This is a genomic window from Microcoleus sp. AT3-A2, assembly GCF_036705685.1.
Lineage (GTDB): Bacteria > Cyanobacteriota > Cyanobacteriia > Cyanobacteriales > Microcoleaceae > Microcoleus.
Window position 1 is genome coordinate 14,621 of record NZ_JAUBVF010000070.1, and the last position, 17,727, is coordinate 32,347.

Here is a 17,727-nt window from a genome sequence, read left to right on the forward strand (position 1 = left end):
AAATAACAAATAACCAATAACAACTAACAAATCACAAATAACCAATAACAACTAACAACCCACAAATAACCAATAACAACTAACAACTGACTCATGACTACTGACTCATGACTATTGACTATTGATATCGAATATTTGCTTGTTTCAAACGCCGCAGGGCTTCTCCCAAGCGATCGCAATCTGCAATTAAACTAATTCTCACATATCCTTCGCCGCCCGGCCCAAAAGCATTGCCAGGAGTCACCACAACACCCGTTTGCTGCAAAACATTGAGGGCAAAATCAGTCGAACTCATGCCCGGAGTGCAGGGAACCCAAAGATACATTGCAGCCAGAGGTTTAGGAATATTCCACCCTAATTCTGCCAATCCTTCCACCATGAAATCCCGGCGAGTCCTGTAACGATTCTGCACTTCGTGCAAGTAACTGTCCGGCAATTGCAGTGCTGTTTCTGCTGCTGTTTGCAAAGCGGAAAATATACCGTAATCTAGGTTAGTTTTTAATGTCCGCAAACCTTGAATAATTTTGCTATTTCCTACCACAAAACCGACGCGCCAGCCGGCCATATTGTAGGTTTTGGACATAGTGTGAAATTCGACACCGATTTCTTTACCGCCGGGAATTTCTAATAAACTTGTCGGTTGATATCCGTCAAAGGCTAATTCCGCATAACACAAGTCGTGAACCAGCAAGATTTGATGTTTGTGTGCGAAAGCAACAATATCTTTGTAAAATTCGCGGGGTGCTGTTGCTCCAGTCGGATTGCTGGGATAATTGAAATAGAGGATTTTGGCTTGTTCGGCTACGCTGTCGGGAATGTCGGCTAAGTCAATTACCCAGTCGTTTTCTGGTTTGAGAATGATGTTGTGAACTTTTGCACCGGCGATGATTGGGCCGCGAAATAATACGGGATAAGCAGGACTTGGTACTAATATTAAGTCCCCTGGATTGATATAGGCGATCGCAAAATGTGCTAAACCTTCTTTAGAACCCAACAAAGGCAATGCTTCGCTTTCTGGATCGAGTTCAACGTTGTAGCGGCGGCTGTACCATTTAGTAATAGTACGGCGGAAACTGGCAGTTCCTTCAAAGGGTGGATAGCCGTGATTGGCAGAATTTTGGATGGCTGCGACAGCCGCTTCTACTACTGGTTGAGGAGTGGCACCGTCGGGGTTTCCCATTCCTAAGTCTATTAAATCGAGTCCTTGTTCGCGGGCGCGGGCTTTGAGTTCGTCGAGACGGGCAAATACGTAGGGCGGTAGTTTTTGCAACCTGTCAGCAGGGGTAATCCAATCCAAGGTCATTTATTTTTTGTCAGTTGTCAGTTTTCCTGGTTTGTAGTAAGGACTTTCGTCCTTGCTAGCACAGCCTTTTCAGGACTTTAGTCCTTACTACAAACTGTTTTAATTCTTAATCTTTAATTCTCCCACAGGTGCGGTGGTAGAAACCATCGCTGCCATTAATTGTTGGGGAACAACTTTAAAAGGCAGTCGGTGGATGTCGGAATTAGGATTGCAGGCTATGTCGGCGGCGCGCTGCAATTCTGTGAGGGTAATGTCTCCGAGTCCGAGGTTGTCTAATGTTTGGGGTAATCCAATCTCGGCATAGAATTTTAGCAGTTGCTGTCTGGCGGTGGCTGCGAGTTGATTGTTTTGCAGCATTTCTTCTAGTCGCAGTTGTACTAAAATGCCGTAGGCGACTTTTTCGCCGTGCAATGTGCCGTGACTTGCTAATAGATGAGTTAGGCCGTTGTGGACGGCGTGGGCGGCGACGGTGCGGCATTGAGCACCACCAATTCCGCCAATTACTCCTGCTAGCAATACGGCGGCATCTGTGACTTCTTGCCAGGTTTCGCTACCGGGTTCTTTGAGGGCGGCGGCTGATTTTTGGAATAAAATATCGCGCAGTATTCTAGCTTGTTGAACGGCGGAAATTATCAGGGTTTGTTCGGAGTGTCCGCTGCTGACTGATGCTTCGTACCATTTGGCGATCGCATCTCCAATTCCTGCTACTAATGTCCGCTGCGGTGCGGTTTGAATTAAGCCGTAGTCGAGTATTAATAAGTCGGGACATCTGGCTAATGTGACATCGTATTGGAATGCACCTTGTTCTGAATAAATGTTAGAAAGGGCTGTCCAAGCGGCACAGGTGGCTGCTGATGTGGGTATGGTGACGATCGGGATTTTGCACTGATGGGCGACGAGTTTGGCTGCGTCTAAGGCTTTGCCACCGCCCACACCGATGATGAAGTCAGCTTGATGGGTTTGGGCTGCTTCGCGGAGGATTTCGAGGCTGGTTTCGCTGCAATCCTTGCCGTAAGCTGTTTCGGCGGATTTTAACTGCTGCTGTTCGAGGATTGGTTGCAGGTACGGTTGGGCGGCGGCGAGGGAGTTGCTGCCGCCGACGATTAGCGGCCGCTTTCCGAAACGGGCGATCGCATCTCCGGCTTGTGCTAGGGCCGATCGACCCCGCAATACACAGGCGGGAGCAATTGTCAAGGAATAAATTGCAGTTGGGGTGGCGGTTTTAGTGCTTTGGGTTTGAGTCATCGAACCACTGGATAAGTGACGAGAAGGTTGACGCTTTGCAGGATTGCTGGATTTTCTAGGATAACTCTAATTTATGCGAACATGGTAAGTTTTATAAAGTTTTTATTAAGTATTGTTGGGCTGTTGGGGGATGGGAGGGGGGAGTTGAAGGGCGATCGCTATGATAAATTTAGGAATATAAGCAATTTCAAGGATAGGGCAATGCTGACTAAACAAGATTGGGACTGGTTAGCAGTGTGTTCTCATTATCAAACGGCTGTCACAGTCCAGACACTTCTCAAAGAAGGAAAATCTATGGAAGCAACGGCAGGTTTAGAATCTTTAATTGAAGCAATGGGAAGAACCGAAAAACGAGCATTAAAAAGCCAGTTAATTCGTTTAATGCTTCATATTATTAAATGGAAATCTCAACCTGAAAAACGAACTGCTAGCTGGGCTATTAGTATTCGTTCGGCGCGGCGAGAGATTGAAGAAAGTCAAGAAGAAATGCCGAGTTTAAATCGTGATTTTATTGAGTCTATCTGGGATAAATGTTTTCAAGTTGCGCTGAAAGATGCCGAGGATGAAATGGGTAAAAAATGTCAATTAACCTCACTTGCTTGGTCTGAAGTTTTTGAGGATGAATATAGTTTTGAGAGTTTTTGAATTTTGTCATCCTCCCAGTCTTCGCCATCGAGTGCCGAAAACTCGGTTAATTCAGGATAATTAATAAAATCTTCGGCTGTAGCAGGTATAAATGGTGCTAGTATTTTATGGCGTTCTGCTATTGGCAAACTAGCAATCTCTCTAATTGATAGCTTGAGAGTAGGTGCGGTTGTTGACGAACTGTTAGACTCAGAACTTTCGGTGGATAACTGCTTTTTATCTTCCGCTTTTTGCACGAGTAATTGTGCAAATTCGAGCACTTCTTGTTGTTTCTCCGTTGGCAACTGTCGCAGTTTTTCTAACAGTGCTTGCTCAAAATTAATTGTTTGTGACATTTCAATTACTTTTCCTAAGCGTTTATCGGTTTATTTCTCACGCAGTCAAGTTTTGTAGTTCCCTGTTTGCAAATCCCGCCATAATTTTTATCTTTCCCTCTTACTTCACCCATCACACCGCCAAATCTTGATACTCCCACCATTACTGCCACTAACCAGAGTGTTTCCATCCGGGCTAAAACTGACCGAATTAACCTTGGCTAAATGCCCTGTGAGAGTGCGATTTTCCTGTCCGGTTTTCAGATTCCAAAGCTTGATAGTATTGTCATTACTTGCACTTGCAATAATTTGTCCTTCCGGGCTGATGACAAGGGAAAAAACCCCGTGTGAATGCCCTGTTAGAGTGCAAATTTCCTGTGTGGTCTTCAGATTCCAAAGTTTGATAGTCTTGTCTCCACTACCACTAGCAAGAATCTGTCCATCCGGGCTGAAGGCGACAGAATATACTGACTCTGAATGCCCAGTAAAAGTGCAAATTTCCTGTCGGGTTTTCAGACTCCACAGTTTAATAGTTTTGTCCCAACTGCCACTAGCAATATTTTCTCCATCCGGGCTGATAGCGACAGACATAACCAGGTTTGAATGTCCAGTGAGAGGGCGGATTTCCTGTTTGGTTTTCAGATTCCACAGTCTGATAGTATGGTCACCACTGCCGCTAACAAGAGTTTCTCCGTCGGGACTAAAAGCAAGAGACCGAATTAAACCTGAGTGACCCCTGAGAGTGCTAATCTCTTGTCCAGTTTCCACATTCCACAGCTTAATTTGTTGGTCAGAACTTCCACTAGCTAAAATTTTTCCATGAGGGCTAATGGCAACGCAATAAACCGCACCTGAATCCGCCGAAAAAGTACGAATCAGCTCTCCTGTATGGAGATTCCAAAGTTTGCTGCAATTTCCACTGCTGTTACTAGCAAAAGTCTTGCCATCTGGACTAATAACTACGCAATCAACAGATGACATAGCTACGCCATTAAGAGTTTTTACACATTTGAAGGAGTAAGCTTTTCTAATGATTTTTTCTTCTATTTGTTGTTGGCGTTGAGCTTCGGCTTTGGCAGCTTCTTCTATTTGGTGTTGGCGTTGAGCTTCAGCTTTGGCAGCTTCTTGAGATTGACGTTCAGTCTCTACTTGCTCAATCAGCTTTTTCAACTGCTGTTCATACATTTCTCGCTGTCGCCGCTGAATATCCTGAAGAATATCAAAATAAGGTTTAACCCATTCTTCTGCCAAGCCCTCTTCCCCCAATTCATCCCTTAAATTAAACAACTGAGGTTCATAGCCAGGGTCAATATTGAGATAATACAAATCCGCTAAAAATCCCGCCAGCAATTTGTGAATCGCTACAATCAACTGCCGAATCATGCGGAGGGCTTTTTTCTCACTTACCCCAGATGCTAAAAGTCCATCTTTTGCCTCTTCCCAGTCAAAAACTTTGGTAGAAAACAGGGATACTTCCTGGTTGTTGAGGAATCCCAAAAAGCCGACGCGAAAAGTTACGGCATAGTCGCTGATATCGCTATATAAAATTGTAGTTGGAACCGGAGATAAAATTCGCTGCAAGCGTTCCACATCAATATCACCAATCGACTCATTGAAATAGTCGCTATAAAACTTAACTGGGCGTAAGACATCCTGTTGAGGATAATGCTGTCTGAGAAAATCTCCCACACTTCTCATCTCAATTGGCAAATCTTCACAGAAGGTTTCCGGGCATCGCTTGCTAATTTTTGGCGGTGACAGTAAGATTAAGAGGCGATGTTGCTGCTCAAGTAAAATCTGCTTAGTTTCCTCTCGATTTAACTTAGAAAACCAAGTATCTTTATCCCAAATTGTTTGAATTTCAGCCAGCTTGACCTGAATATCTTTTGCTTGCAATTCCCGCATCAAATCCCGCTGCAAGGCTGCCAGCTTCAGTCTGTCTTGCTGTTCCTGTTCCTGCAACTCAAGGCGACGCGCCGTTTGTGCTACTTTCAGCTTTAACAATTCGTTATCTCTGGCATCTTTCGCTTTCGCGTATTCGATCATTTCCTGGGAATAACGCTGTTTTGCTTCCTCTATCTCAGTCGAATCTGAGAATATCTGATTGGGATCGGGAATTAGAAATTCAACCCACTGTTGAGATTTATTGCTGAGGGTTTCTCCTAGTTTGTGGCCGATATTTCTGGCAATGGGTGACAGCACTTCCAAGATTAAGGGAGCGATAGCATCGATGATTGCGTTTGCGAACATAAATGTGCGTGAGGATGCGGTTATTAATAGTGTAGCAGGATGTAAGTTGGGGGAGGAATGTAACCAACTCAATCTTTTTTTTGACCACTCTCTATCGTGGCTAAATCACGGATTAACTTTCTAGCTGTGCGATTAGCACGCACAATGTGTGGGGGTTTATCGCTTGCTTGATAGAAAGAGAGCGCATCATTGAATTTAACTTTATCGACGCTTCTGCTTTTTCCTTGAGCTTCAATGCTTTTGCCTCTAGTAACAGGAACAGTTATAGGAGCAATAAATGGCTTTTTTGAAATTTCTTTTTCTGCCAAATTGCCCCTCCGTTTTTGGATAATTTGTGGCAATTCTGACCTTTGTAGAAGGGCATCTAAATAATTTACTAACCGCGATTTATAGGGAGTTAGAACCCGCTGCTGCAATTGACTAAAATAAACAATTTCGTACTCATCCCCCAATTCCTTTTGAAGTTGTTTCCATAAACTAATGCCTTCTCTTTCAAAAACCCTCTTTTCCTTTTCACTCGCAAAACCAGCCGAAGCCGGATCATCCCAATCAATAGTTTGATCATAAATATCTTGCCAATTGAGTAAACGTTCAATTGTTGCCTCACTCAGCGGTAATTCCCAGGGTTCAATATCACCACCATCATCTCTATTCCACAAGGGATAACAACTATAATCAGGCATTAACTTAATTCTTTGCAACATCATTATCTCTCCTGAGTAAACCGACGGATTAAATTTTTTCTGGTAGGATTAGCGCCAACAATATAGCCATTGCTTGCTACTTCCACAGAAATATATTGTATCGCACCATTCAACTCAATTTCATAAACTGTTCGGCTTCTGCCTTGATTTCCTAAAATCCTACCGTTGATGACAGCAGCCATGACAGCATCAATAATTTGGTTTTCAGGTATTCCCCTGGCGGCAAAATTTTCTGCGTGTTGCTTCCGAATGTGTTGCCACCCCGCACCATCATTACCAATCTCCAAAAAAACAATTTTACCATCCGACAATCTGGCAATTCCGAGAATGTCATCTGGGTTATGCTTGATTCGATCGGCTAGCAGTTGGGCAATTAACTCCTCTCTCTCAACCTCATCCGTCAATGAAATTACCTCTCAACGTGGGATAATTTGATATTATCACGAACTTCCTAACATGACCGAACATTCAACCGCAACCTACCGCACTTAAAGCGACTCGATGGGAGACAAACAAATCCCATCTAATGTCTATTATGGCATCCCAACTCTAAGGGCTCTAAAAATTCCCGCTCAGCGGCATTAAGCCTTTATCAACATACGTTGATGCTTGTGTTTTAATTAATAAAAAAGCAACGGCGATCGCCAATGGCGAACTCGGCTGCATTCCCCAAGACATCAGTCAAGCAATTGTCCAAGCAGCAGATGAAATCCTAGCTGGCAAATTGCGCGATTAATTTGTAGTTGATGTCTACCAAGCCGGGGCCGGAACTTCTCACCAGATGAATGTTAATGAAGTTTTTTCAAATCGCGCTTTAGAAATTATGGGCGATGAAAAAAGCAACTACAAGCGCGTTAATACTGTAAGAGGTCTATTATGCAAGGCAGACTAACCATCGCCTTGAACTTCTATGCGATAGTTGTAGCCCTGTTCGGTGAGGAATAGTTGGCGGTGTCGGGCAAAATCTTCCTCGCAAGTTTGTAGCGATACTAATGTATAAAAGCTGGCATTGTGTCCATCGGGTTTGGGGCGGAGAATTCGTCCGAGGCGCTGCGCTTCTTCTTGGCGAGAACCATACTTTCCCGATACTTGAATCAAAACATCGGCATCGGGTAAATCGACGGCAAAATTGCCCACGCGAGATAGAATTAATCCGGGAATCTCTTTGTGACGGAATGCTTCGTATAACCGATCGCGATCTGCCTGTTTTGTCTTCCCCGTAATCAGAGGCAATTCGGTAATTTTGGCGATCGCATCCAACTGTTCGAGATACTCACCAATAATTAAAATACGGTGTCCCGCCTCTTTTTGCAATAAACTTTGTACCACATCCAACTTACCCGGATTTTCCGCAGCAATCCGAAACTGGCTGCGGCGGGGCGCTAGGGCATATTCCATTTTTTCCGCCTCATTTTGCGCGACGCGGATTTCCGTACAATTCGCAGTGGCAATAAATCCCTGTCCTTCCAATTCGCGCCAAGGTACGTCATAGCGCTTGGGCCCAATCAACGTGAATACATCGCCTTCTTTCCCGTCTTCGCGAATCAATGTCGCAGTTAAACCTAACCTGCGTCGTGCTTGTAATTCAGCGGTGATCCGAAATATAGGTGCAGGTAATAGATGGACTTCATCATAAATAATCAGTCCCCACGATTGGGCGTTAAACAACTCGAAATGCGGGAATTCATCATCTTTATTCGATCGATAACTTAGCATTTGGTAAGTCGATAGGGTGACAGAAGCCGTTTTTTTGCTGTTGCTGCTGTACTCGGCGATCGCATCTTCAGTTAAACTCGTCTTGTCTAATATTTCCCTGCGCCACTGGTGTACCGAAGTCAAACTGCTGGTGAGAATCAATGTTTTTTGCTGCACCAAACTCATCGCAATCATCCCCACAATCGTCTTACCAGCGCCGCACGGTAGGACGATCGTACCGCTGCCACCTTTTACCTCTCCGCTCTGATAGAATGCTTCTACTGCTTCTTTTTGATAGGCACGCAAATTAAAGGGTAAATCGCTTCCTAAAGTGCGATCGCGCAATGCAATTGCTAACTCGGCACCCTCGACATATCCAGCCAAATCTTCCGCCGGATAACCCACGGCTAGCAAAGCTTGTTTGAGTACACCGCGATTCCCCGCATCGACTTGAAAGCAAAGATCCGAAATCCGCTTACCTAACAGCGGTTTTACGCGATCGTCCCGCACTAGCAACTCCGTCAGCGGGCGATCGGCAATCCGCAGTTGTAAATCGGGATTTTCCGCATCAATCCTTTCAATTACCGTCAATCCGTAGCGCGTACCAAGCAGTTCGATTTCCTGCGCTACCGACTCAGGAATGTCATATTTAGCATACTTTCGCAAAGCTGCGATCGCCTCTTCAACTAACATTCCCGCCGCCCGCGCATTCCACACGCTGAGGGGCGTGATGCGATAGGTGTGGATGTGTTCGGGACTTTTGATTAATTCGGCAAAGGGGGCGATCGCTTCTCGTGCCTGTTGTGCTGTGGGAGCGTGAACTTCTAGTAAGATCGACCGATCGCTTTGTACGATTAAAGCATTTTCGGGAACATAATTCATAGGAAGAAGGAAGAAGGAAGACGGAAGAAGGAATAAGTTTGTTAGAACAGAAAAGTTTGGTTGATTTGCTCCAGTCCATGTTATAAGGTGCGTCGCGATTGAGATTGTCGATCTTTTTTTAGGATTTATCGCCAGCGATGCACCCTACAAATACTCAAAGTCCCCCTTTTTAAGGGTGATTTAGGGGGATAGGGACTCAGCTATAAACGAACAATAAAAAGGTTTTTGGGTGATTTTTGACACTAATAGTATCAGGTGTACTATTTATCCCGCTGGGGTAAGACGTAGCCGACTTGCCGCAGGGCGTTGCGAAATTTAGTTTCCTGGGACAATGGAACCGTCAAAGTGCGATCGCCCGCTAGCTGACAGAATTTTTTGGTACGGGAATCATTGGCAATCAACACTGCTAAATGGGCGTTTGTGCATTCGATTAACTTGACAGTTCCTATATCTTGCAAACTATTCGCTCGTTCTGTAACATCCGTCAGAAATCGCTGTACGGTTTCGGGTAGCGGTTCGATACTTCTTGTCTCTAAAACTTCTTTAAATTCTGCTAGCGGGTATCCGGCTTCAATGGCAGTAAATAGCTTTTGTCGATCGAGTTGCCAGACGACATCTGAAACTTTTTTAGTATAGAGATCGAGGACGATCGCATCTGATGTCGCGATGCCTTCTCCTGCTACAACAATATCTAAGTTGGGCAGTACGCGGAGTGTTTGACGGAACTCAATTGCTGGCGGAGTGTAATTGTCAGTCAATCCCAAACAGTAAGCCCCCAAAGCTGTCATGCGAAAAGATATTAAGCCGTCGTAGCGGCTGAGAAATCTCAAATCGTCCGTACCCCAAAGATCGTCAAAATCGCTGGGTAGGAGGGACGGATCGGCATAGGCAACATCAATTATTCCCAGGGTAGCAACATACTCAAACAACAGGCAGCGCATATATCTTTCTTGCAGAATATGCCAATCGTGACTGCCCGAATATCCTAAGTTACCATACCCAAATTCAGAAATATAGAGATTGTCAGGATCGCGCGTTACTTCAAACCGATTGCCCGTTGCCAACATATATCTGCTAAATTCGCTAAACAGAACCCATTTACCGACAGGACATTCTGCTAGAATTGAGGCGATCGCCTCTCTCCGCCCCGCCACCGCTGTCATGCCGCGCGCCCCCTTGCCGGTTTGTCCTTTAATCGCATCAATGCGGCGAAATTCATCAAAAGAGTTTGTTTTTAACCAGCGCTTCCATGCTGTCTGCAATCCTTTGGCAGGTGATTCTTGCAAGGCTTTCTGTCCCGCTTTCGTCAACACTAGCTTTTTGCCCGATAGTTCGGCGAATTTGCTCGCTTGGGCGATCGTGGCCCAAGCAAAGGATTTGATGTTACCAACCTCGTAGAATATATCGCCCTTTTCCAAGGTAGCTTGGCGCTGTTCGTCGTTATAAAAATCACCCCCTTGCAATACAGCGGCGATCGCTTTCAGAGTTGCGGCACCAGGTAATGCGGTTTTCTCACTAACGGCAACTTTGCCCGACTGAATCAGACGCAAAACAGCTTCCAAATCCTTTGGGGCTGCCCGTTCCATTTCACAAGTTGTCAAAGGAACTTCGTACTCGGATACCTCTCTTTGAGATGTACGAAAGTTCTGTTTTTCTACACGAACCATAAAATTATCTGGCAGTACATCCCCAACCAGATTTAAGGGAGTTGCTTGAGGTTTTGGCACAAACTTCAGCAATTTTTGTTCAAGATCGTAGGGTATCGCAGTGCCGTAGAAGAACAAGCATAGTAGGGATGGTTCTCGGTTGTATCCATAGCGATCGCTTGTTCCCCAGTTTGGTTGTTGTCTGTATTTCGCCACAAATACATCGGCATCATAGCCACCACCTGACCCATGTATAACTTCCGCTACGGCGGCTTTTTGCAAATCGTCTAATTGCGCCCAAACTTGCTTAAGTTTTTCTCCCTGCATTTGCTGTTTAATCCCAGCAACCAGGTCAGCTTTGCGGGTTAATTTGCGATCGCCCGACAACAGTGCATTGAGCTTTTTTAAATCTTCAACAATTATTCCTTCGAGTGCCTCTTGGAGAGTAGGAACATCATCTATGGTTTGGTAACGCGGCATAATTTTTGGCAATTCGCCTGCTGCAAAATTGTTTGTGCTACCAAATATAACAACTTTCGGAAAATTTTAACTTGAATTTTTGTAACAAAATCCCCAAGTATGGTTTAATATTTATTGTTAAACACGAAAATTTTATCTAATAAAGTACAGAAGAATGCAAGCTAAAAAACTCGGAATTACACTACTATTATTGCACAATCTTAGGTAAATAATTTTAATTTAAAATTTGAGTTTTGAGATTTAACTCGGAGTGTGAGATAATTATTTACAATCGTGACTTGTGTTTTACTGAACCCGCCGGTGCGGTAAAAAAGGAGTCGCAGTCAGCATTCTTAAAAAAATTCTCAATTCCCAATCATCACAAACAAGGCGATATGAGCGAACACCCAACCATCAGCTACCGCACCGAAAGCGACTCGATGGGAGACAAACAAATCCCATCTAATGTCTACTACGGCATCCAAACTCTGCGCGCCGTTGAAAATTTCCCGATTAGCGGTATTAAGCCTTTATCAACATACGTTGATGCTTGTGTTTTAATTAAAAAAGCAACAGCGAGCGCCAATGGCGAACTCGGCTGCATTGCCCAAGACATCAGTCAAGCAATTGTCCAAGCAGCAGATGAAATTCTAGCGGGAAAATTGCGCGATCAATTTGTAGTTGATGTCTACCAAGCCGGCGCCGGAACTTCTCACCACATGAATGTTAATGAAGTTCTTTCAAATCGCGCTTTGGAAATTATGGGCGAGGAAAAAGGCAATTACAAGCGCATCAGTCCTAACGATCATGTAAACTACGGTCAATCGACAAATGATGTGATTCCGACGGCGATTCGGATCGGCGGATTGTTGGCGTTAGAAAAAACTCTTTTTCCAGCATTATCGGATGCCGTAGTCGCCCTAGAAAACAAAGCCGAAGAATTCAAAGATATTGTTAAATCCGGCCGCACTCATATGCAAGATGCCGTACCGGTTCGACTCGGCGATACCTTCGGCGCTTGGGCGCAAATTCTCCGAGAACATACCTTGAGAATTGACAGGGCATCCGATGATTTGACCTCCCTGGGATTGGGGGGAAGTGCGGCCGGAACAGGGTTAAATACTCACCCTGAATATTGTCAAAAAGTTGCGGAAATTCTCTCCGAATTAATTGACCACCCCCTGAAACCAGCAAAGCATTTAATGGCTGCTATGCAGAGTATGGCACCGTTTGTAAATGTGTCTGGTGCACTGCGAAATCTCGCTCAAGATTGCGTTAAAATCTCCCATGACTTGCGTTTGATGGACTCCGGGCCGAAAACGGGTTTGAAAGAAATTCAACTGCCTCCTGTGCAACCAGGTTCGTCTATTATGCCGGGAAAATACAATCCTGTGATGGCAGAAATGACATCGATGGTGTGTTTTCAAGTTATGGGTTACGATAGCGCGATCGCCCTGGCAGCCCAAGCGGGACAATTAGAATTGAACGTGATGATGCCCCTGATTGCCTACAATCTCATTCACAGCATCGAAATTTTAGGCAATACCATCAGCGCGCTGACTACACAATGCCTCGAAAAAATAGAAGCTAAGGGCGATCGATGTCTCGCTTATGCTGAAGGTAGTCTCGCCCTCGTTACCGCCCTCAACACTCACATTGGCTATCTCAACGCCGCCGCCGTCGCCAAAGAATCCTTAGAAACGGGCAAATCTTTGCGACAAATTGTGCTAGAACGGGGTTTAATGAGTGCAGAAGACTTGGCAAAAGTTCTAGATTTAGAGAAAATGAGTGCGATGCCGGGATCTTCTGCTAACGTTTAGGATCTCAGAGGTATCAGCTAGAAACTAGAAGGCTGAAATTGATTGAATTCTGCATTCTGCCTTCCGAGTTCTCCCTAAATGCTGTCACAGGTTAAAGTTAAAGAATTCAGAATTCAATCTTTTTCATTTAATTCTGAATTTTTTTTATAGTCTAAAGTTTTGGAGCAAGATTTATGCGCGCAGGTTCTTTTGCAAAATTAACTCAAGATAAAGAGAACACAACTCAAGTGACATTTCATTATGTGGAAGGTCACGCAGAAACGTTTACTATTCCGATGCCGGCACAAGAATTCCAAGACGAAGTGCTGACTTTGTTAAGTCAACCTTGGTTGACTTTCCATTTAGCCGATCAAACGGTTTTTATCTGTACTGCCCGGTTGGTGAAAGTAGAAGTTAAACCTGCTATCCCTGAACTGCAAGGTCAAGGAGTATTCTCTAACTCGCTGCGAGTTAGTACCATGCAGCGGGCTGCTGCTGGTAGATTGCCGATGGATACTTAGGACTCATTTGTATTGAGATTATTCTTGGTAACGCACGCGCGAAACACCCTGCTTAGGGTGTTTCGCGCGTGCGTTATATTGAGATTATTCCCGATCGATAACCAATTACCAATTAATTCATAATTATGTCTGCTGTTAGTTTAATTCGCGCCAATTCATACGATCGCCAAATCTTGCAAGCATCTTTAGAAAGTTTGCTGGCACCCTTGGGCGGAATCTCGGCTTTTGTCAAAGCGGGCGATCGGGTTTTACTCAAACCCAATCTCCTCACAGGTTCTCGCCCTACAAAAGAATGCGTCACCCGCCCAGAATTGGTTTACTGCGTCGCTAAAATGGTCATGGAAGCGGGAGGAAAACCCTTTTTAGGTGATAGTCCGGCTTTTGGCAGCGCGATGGGTGTAGCCAAAGCCAACGGTTATTTGCCGCTGTTGGAAGAACTGAATTTGCCAGTTGTTGAGTTTCAAGGAAAACGCTACGAAACTGTCAGCGAAGATTTCAATCATCTGCGAATTTGCAAAGAAGCAATGGAAGCGGATGTAGTGATTAATTTGCCCAAACTCAAATCTCACGTTCAATTAACGGTGACAATGGGGGTAAAAAATTTGTTCGGCTGTGTCCCCGGCAAAATGAAGGCTTGGTGGCACATGGAAGCTGGCAAAGATAGCGCCAGATTCGGTGAAATGCTTGTAGAAACTGCCCGGGCAATTAACCCAAATCTGACGATTTTGGATGGCATTATCGGTCACGAAGGTAACGGGCCAAGCGGCGGCGAACCTAAGTTTTTGGGGATTTTGGCCGCCTCTGATGATGTCTTTGCTTTGGACAGAACTTTAGTTGAAATCATTAATGCTGATCCGGCGGCGGTTCCCACTGTAGCTGCGGCGATGAGATTGGGGCTTTGCTCGAATTTGGAGGCGATTGATTTTCCGCTTTTGCAGCCAGAAACTCTCAAGGTGTTGGATTGGAAGTTGCCCGAAACCATGATGCCGATCGACTTTGGTATGCCCCGCGTGGTGAAGTCGGCTTTCAAGCACCTTTATATCCGGTTTATTAAAGAAAAGTTCAGCATCAAGGCTTCGCATTAGCCAAGAGAGAAGGGGTAAAATTTCTTTTTTTTATTCCTTCTCCTTTGCCTTGCTAATTGTAAAGAAATATAATTTGTATGTTACAAAGTATGTATTTATGTAAGCTTTCAATAACTTTGTTATAACTCTATGGTTTAAAGCATTGGTTTCGCCGTATTCGGAACTCGCGCTCATTCTTGCTACCTACAAACAGTTGCATAATTGTAGTTAGGTAAAAATACTTAAAACAGCCGTTATTTTAACCAAATTCACCCTAAAATTTGCCTCGTCTTTATAATTGACGATAATTTATAAAGATTTAGTAAAGCTCGGAAAAGGCTATTGACACTTCTACGTAGATCGCAGATGATTGCTACATATCAAACAGACCTAAGATTCAATCATAAAGGTCTAATCCAGTTGCTGAATCTATCTTAAGTATTAGATATCTCCGACACAGAGCCTGAAATTCTGCTCGTATCAGGCTGCAAAATTTAAATTCGGTAGATGTCTGTTATATCGATCGATCAACAGCCCTTGCCAAGTAAACTAAATATTCACTACCCATCACCAGTAAAAATTCAAAATCAGGAAGTACCTAACCTATGCTTACTAACAACAATCTGACAATTTTACAGCCACTCAAAGCTAAGTTTTTGCCAAACGGTGAAGTTTTACTCACCCGCAAATTGATTGAAGCAGTTGGTGAGTTAGCCAAGTATTGGTCGGGTTCCATTACTGTGATGATGGAAGAAACCAAAGAAGACAGCGACCAGATAGATTCAAAAAAATTCAAACTTGATGAATTGCCATTCAAACTAGAAATAATTTCTTTTGACCAAATCACCCCAGCTTTACTACATCAGCATCAGAGTGCGCTGGTATTGGCTGTCCCGGAATACAGACAGAACCATATCAGTCAAGTGTGTAAAATAGCGGGAGTACCGTGTATTTACGTTTCCGAATACAGTCTGAAAACTCGCAAACAGATCGTGAATGTGAGTACGAGTAATCCCTTGATCCGGTTGCGGAGAATAATCTGGACTTACACTCAAGAATATAAGCAGCGCAAGGCGATCGCAATGGCAGAGGGATTGCAGTGTAACGGCACCCCTACCTACCAAGAATACAAGCATCTCAATCGCAACGCACAGTTGTTCTTGGACACGCGGATTAGAGAAGATATGTTAGCAACAGAAGCTGACATTGAACGGCGCACTGAAAACCGCTCTCAAGATATGCCTCTGCGGCTAGTATTCTCAGGTCGCCTAATTAAGATGAAAGGGGCCGATCATTTACTTGAGGTAGCTAAAGAACTCAAACAACTGAAGGTGAAATTTGAAATGTTCATCAGTGGTATTGGTGAATTAGAAGAGATGATGCACCAGCAAATAGCTGCAAATCAACTTAATGATTGTGTGAAAATGCTCGGAGTGCCTGACTTTCAAACAAATTTTTTCCCCTTTGTGAAAAACAATATTGATTTGTTTGTTTGCTGTCACCGGCAGGGCGATCCTTCTTGTACTTACATAGAAACTATGGCTGGTGGCGTGCCGATTGTAGGGTATGATAACGAAGCATTTCAGGGAATTGCAGAAATGTCGGAGACAGGATGGCTTGTGCCAATGAATCAGCCTAAACAGATGGCGAAGAAAATTGCAGAACTCAGCCACAACCGGGAAGAAATTAAATCGATGTCGTTCAAATCGCTGCAGTTTGCTCAACAGCATACATTTGAGAAGACTTTTCAAGCTCGCATGAAACATATGCAGGCTATTGCCTACTCAACACGGCCTAGTCAAGTCACCGAAACTCAAGTATGTGATGCTCCAGATATGGTTTGGGCGTACTGTCCACTGCCTTAAGAATCCTTCTGTCTATGATTGAGACAGGTTTCATTAAGGTAGCCACGGAAATCGGAGGTCTTGTAAAGGCAATGGTTGAGGTGAGCGATCGTCATTAGATTTAGATGTTTTTTTCCAACTTAAGAGCATCAAACTCTACTGGCGATCGCACTTTTTCCATAGGTTCTCAATTATCCTTTAACGGGCTACATTTTCTTGGCAACTACCACAACCCACAGCACCTCTAAACCATCGAGCGACTAACTCATTTTCCTTACCATCGGAACTGGCAAGGTAGTGCTTTTTTGTAAATGACAGAGGAAAACAATCTCTCTTATTATCCAATCCCCATTTTTTTTCTGATTTGTTGGTTGTATTCGTGGATGAAGTTCCAAATTGCCCCGATATGATTCTCTAGCTTCTTTGAGAATGATAATGTCTTTCTTACTAACCTTGATATTCTCTGTCTTAACGTATTGTTGAGTCTTTCAATATAACTCGTTAATCCCGTCTCCTTTCCTACCGCAAAATGTCTTTTGCTTGGCACTACCTTTTCATACGCCTCCCATATGTCTGTATACACCTTGGCGCACTGCTTATATACCCCTGGTAATGAATCCCAGAGTTGCGAAAGCTGATGTCCGCGAACGGTCTCCAATCTCACATCCGATGATTTCTCTGGTTCGAGCATCTATTGCGATCCAGACCCATTGCTTGTTCCCTTTATTGTCCACAAATGACCACAACTCGTCGATTTGAACCGTCAGCTTCCCTTTTTCTTTTGGCACTACTTCTGCTTGCGGCTCTACCTGTTGATAATATTTGTTGACATAATGCAAGGAGCCAGCTTGCTGACACACCTACTGCTCTTACTATTCCGGCTAATGGGATTTTTTCCAGTAATAATAATTTTACCAATGCGATGGTGTCTTTGTCTTTTGGTTTCCACTGTGGATTCTCCACAAACTGTCTTCCACAGTCTCGACATTTATGGTTTTGCTTGCCTCTGCGCGTTGTCCCATTTTTCATAATGTCATCAGAGCCACACGTTGGGCAACTTAAATCCAATTTCATTCCATCATTCCTCTCTCACGATCGTCGCTCTATTTTACTATTTTTCTCTGTCATTTACAAAAAAGCACTACCCTGGCAAAACTAACAGGGGTTTTAGTTTAAATCTTGTTAAATCAACTGCTTCCTTATTTAGGTAGATGCACAAATGCTTTTAGGAGTCTCATACCCTAGAGGCATATTCATGTTTCTTACTTAATGTATACTTCAATACTCCGGACAGTTTTTAAGCAGCCAAAGTACCATAAGACAAGACTGAAGGAAGATTAGGATGGTTTAAAATCA

At 44.0% G+C, this 17,727-nt stretch carries 13 protein-coding genes and 1 pseudogene; 5 read left to right on the plus strand and 9 right to left on the minus strand.

Features of this window, described 5'->3' with window-relative positions; genetic code table 11:
* Nucleotides 1-118: 118 nt before the first annotated feature.
* Entirely contained in the window at nucleotides 119-1,303 is a 1,185-nt protein-coding gene (locus QUB37_RS25505; protein ID WP_190739684.1) for an aspartate aminotransferase, read from the minus strand.
* 99 nt (nucleotides 1,304-1,402) lie between these two features.
* Nucleotides 1,403-2,548 (minus strand): iron-containing alcohol dehydrogenase family protein, encoded by a 1,146-nt coding sequence (locus QUB37_RS25510; RefSeq protein ID WP_333167473.1) that lies wholly within the window; start codon nucleotides 2,546-2,548, stop codon nucleotides 1,403-1,405.
* Between the two features lie 144 nt (nucleotides 2,549-2,692).
* Between QUB37_RS25510 and QUB37_RS25515 the strand changes: the two genes are divergently transcribed.
* Nucleotides 2,693-3,193 carry a DUF29 domain-containing protein gene (locus QUB37_RS25515; RefSeq protein ID WP_333167475.1) on the plus strand — a complete coding sequence of 167 codons (501 nt, stop codon included), beginning with the start codon at nucleotides 2,693-2,695 and terminating at the stop codon, nucleotides 3,191-3,193.
* Here QUB37_RS25515 and QUB37_RS25520 read toward each other — a convergent pair.
* The 6 genes from QUB37_RS25520 to QUB37_RS25545 all read right to left on the minus strand — a co-directional run bounded on the left by QUB37_RS25520 (nucleotide 3,130) and on the right by QUB37_RS25545 (nucleotide 11,164).
* The gene (locus tag QUB37_RS25520) at nucleotides 3,130-3,528 is read right to left on the minus strand and encodes a hypothetical protein (RefSeq protein ID WP_333167477.1); all 399 of its coding nucleotides are present in this window, start codon (nucleotides 3,526-3,528) and stop codon (nucleotides 3,130-3,132) included. The genes QUB37_RS25515 and QUB37_RS25520 overlap by 64 nt on opposite strands.
* A 105-nt stretch (nucleotides 3,529-3,633) precedes the next feature.
* Nucleotides 3,634-5,757, minus strand: a complete 2,124-nt coding sequence (locus QUB37_RS25525; protein ID WP_333167479.1) for a serine/threonine protein kinase — start codon at nucleotides 5,755-5,757, stop codon at nucleotides 3,634-3,636.
* 68 nt (nucleotides 5,758-5,825) lie between these two features.
* Nucleotides 5,826-6,464: a hypothetical protein gene (locus tag QUB37_RS25530; protein ID WP_333167481.1), complete on the minus strand. Its 639-nt coding sequence runs from the start codon at nucleotides 6,462-6,464 to the stop codon at nucleotides 5,826-5,828.
* Nucleotides 6,464-6,865 (minus strand): hypothetical protein, encoded by a 402-nt coding sequence (locus tag QUB37_RS25535; RefSeq protein WP_333167483.1) that lies wholly within the window; start codon nucleotides 6,863-6,865, stop codon nucleotides 6,464-6,466. The genes QUB37_RS25530 and QUB37_RS25535 overlap by 1 nt, the downstream gene beginning before the upstream one ends.
* Nucleotides 6,866-7,349: 484 nt before the next feature.
* A complete protein-coding gene (locus QUB37_RS25540) occupies nucleotides 7,350-9,038 on the minus strand; it encodes a DNA repair helicase XPB (protein WP_333167485.1) in 1,689 nt (562 codons plus the stop codon).
* A 260-nt stretch (nucleotides 9,039-9,298) separates the two neighbouring features.
* Entirely contained in the window at nucleotides 9,299-11,164 is a 1,866-nt protein-coding gene (locus QUB37_RS25545; protein WP_333167487.1) for a hypothetical protein, read from the minus strand.
* Nucleotides 11,165-11,538: 374 nt separating this feature from the next.
* Here QUB37_RS25545 and QUB37_RS25550 point away from each other — a divergent pair, with 374 nt between their 5' ends.
* The 4 genes from QUB37_RS25550 (at nucleotide 11,539) to QUB37_RS25565 (ending at nucleotide 16,392) form a co-directional block, all read left to right on the plus strand.
* Nucleotides 11,539-12,963, plus strand: coding sequence for an aspartate ammonia-lyase (locus tag QUB37_RS25550; RefSeq protein ID WP_333167489.1), 1,425 nt, complete (start codon nucleotides 11,539-11,541; stop codon nucleotides 12,961-12,963).
* 173 nt (nucleotides 12,964-13,136) lie between these two features.
* Nucleotides 13,137-13,463 (plus strand): hypothetical protein, encoded by a 327-nt coding sequence (locus QUB37_RS25555; RefSeq protein WP_333167491.1) that lies wholly within the window; start codon nucleotides 13,137-13,139, stop codon nucleotides 13,461-13,463.
* A 125-nt stretch (nucleotides 13,464-13,588) separates the two neighbouring features.
* Nucleotides 13,589-14,548 (plus strand): DUF362 domain-containing protein, encoded by a 960-nt coding sequence (locus QUB37_RS25560; RefSeq protein WP_333167493.1) that lies wholly within the window; start codon nucleotides 13,589-13,591, stop codon nucleotides 14,546-14,548.
* A gap of 584 nt (nucleotides 14,549-15,132) precedes the next feature.
* Nucleotides 15,133-16,392, plus strand: a complete 1,260-nt coding sequence (locus QUB37_RS25565) for a glycosyltransferase (protein ID WP_333167495.1) — start codon at nucleotides 15,133-15,135, stop codon at nucleotides 16,390-16,392.
* Between the two features lie 316 nt (nucleotides 16,393-16,708).
* Here QUB37_RS25565 and QUB37_RS25570 read toward each other — a convergent pair.
* Nucleotides 16,709-17,445: pseudogene (locus QUB37_RS25570) on the minus strand (IS1 family transposase).
* Between the last annotated feature and the right edge of the window lie 282 nt (nucleotides 17,446-17,727).

Excerpts from the sequence above, each read along its gene's own strand:
- QUB37_RS25520 (WP_333167477.1), bottom strand. The coding sequence starts at position 3,528 with ATGTCACAAACAATTAATTTTGAGCAAGCACTGTTAGAAAAACTGCGA.
- QUB37_RS25565 (WP_333167495.1), top strand. The coding sequence starts at position 15,133 with ATGCTTACTAACAACAATCTGACAATTTTACAGCCACTCAAAGCTAAG.
- QUB37_RS25555 (WP_333167491.1), top strand. The coding sequence starts at position 13,137 with ATGCGCGCAGGTTCTTTTGCAAAATTAACTCAAGATAAAGAGAACACA.
- QUB37_RS25540 (WP_333167485.1), bottom strand. The coding sequence starts at position 9,038 with ATGAATTATGTTCCCGAAAATGCTTTAATCGTACAAAGCGATCGGTCG.
- QUB37_RS25530 (WP_333167481.1), bottom strand. The coding sequence starts at position 6,464 with ATGATGTTGCAAAGAATTAAGTTAATGCCTGATTATAGTTGTTATCCC.
- QUB37_RS25525 (WP_333167479.1), bottom strand. The coding sequence starts at position 5,757 with ATGTTCGCAAACGCAATCATCGATGCTATCGCTCCCTTAATCTTGGAA.
- QUB37_RS25505 (WP_190739684.1), bottom strand. The coding sequence starts at position 1,303 with ATGACCTTGGATTGGATTACCCCTGCTGACAGGTTGCAAAAACTACCG.
- QUB37_RS25510 (WP_333167473.1), bottom strand. The coding sequence starts at position 2,548 with ATGACTCAAACCCAAAGCACTAAAACCGCCACCCCAACTGCAATTTAT.
- QUB37_RS25550 (WP_333167489.1), top strand. The coding sequence starts at position 11,539 with ATGAGCGAACACCCAACCATCAGCTACCGCACCGAAAGCGACTCGATG.
- QUB37_RS25560 (WP_333167493.1), top strand. The coding sequence starts at position 13,589 with ATGTCTGCTGTTAGTTTAATTCGCGCCAATTCATACGATCGCCAAATC.
- QUB37_RS25545 (WP_333167487.1), bottom strand. The coding sequence starts at position 11,164 with ATGCCGCGTTACCAAACCATAGATGATGTTCCTACTCTCCAAGAGGCA.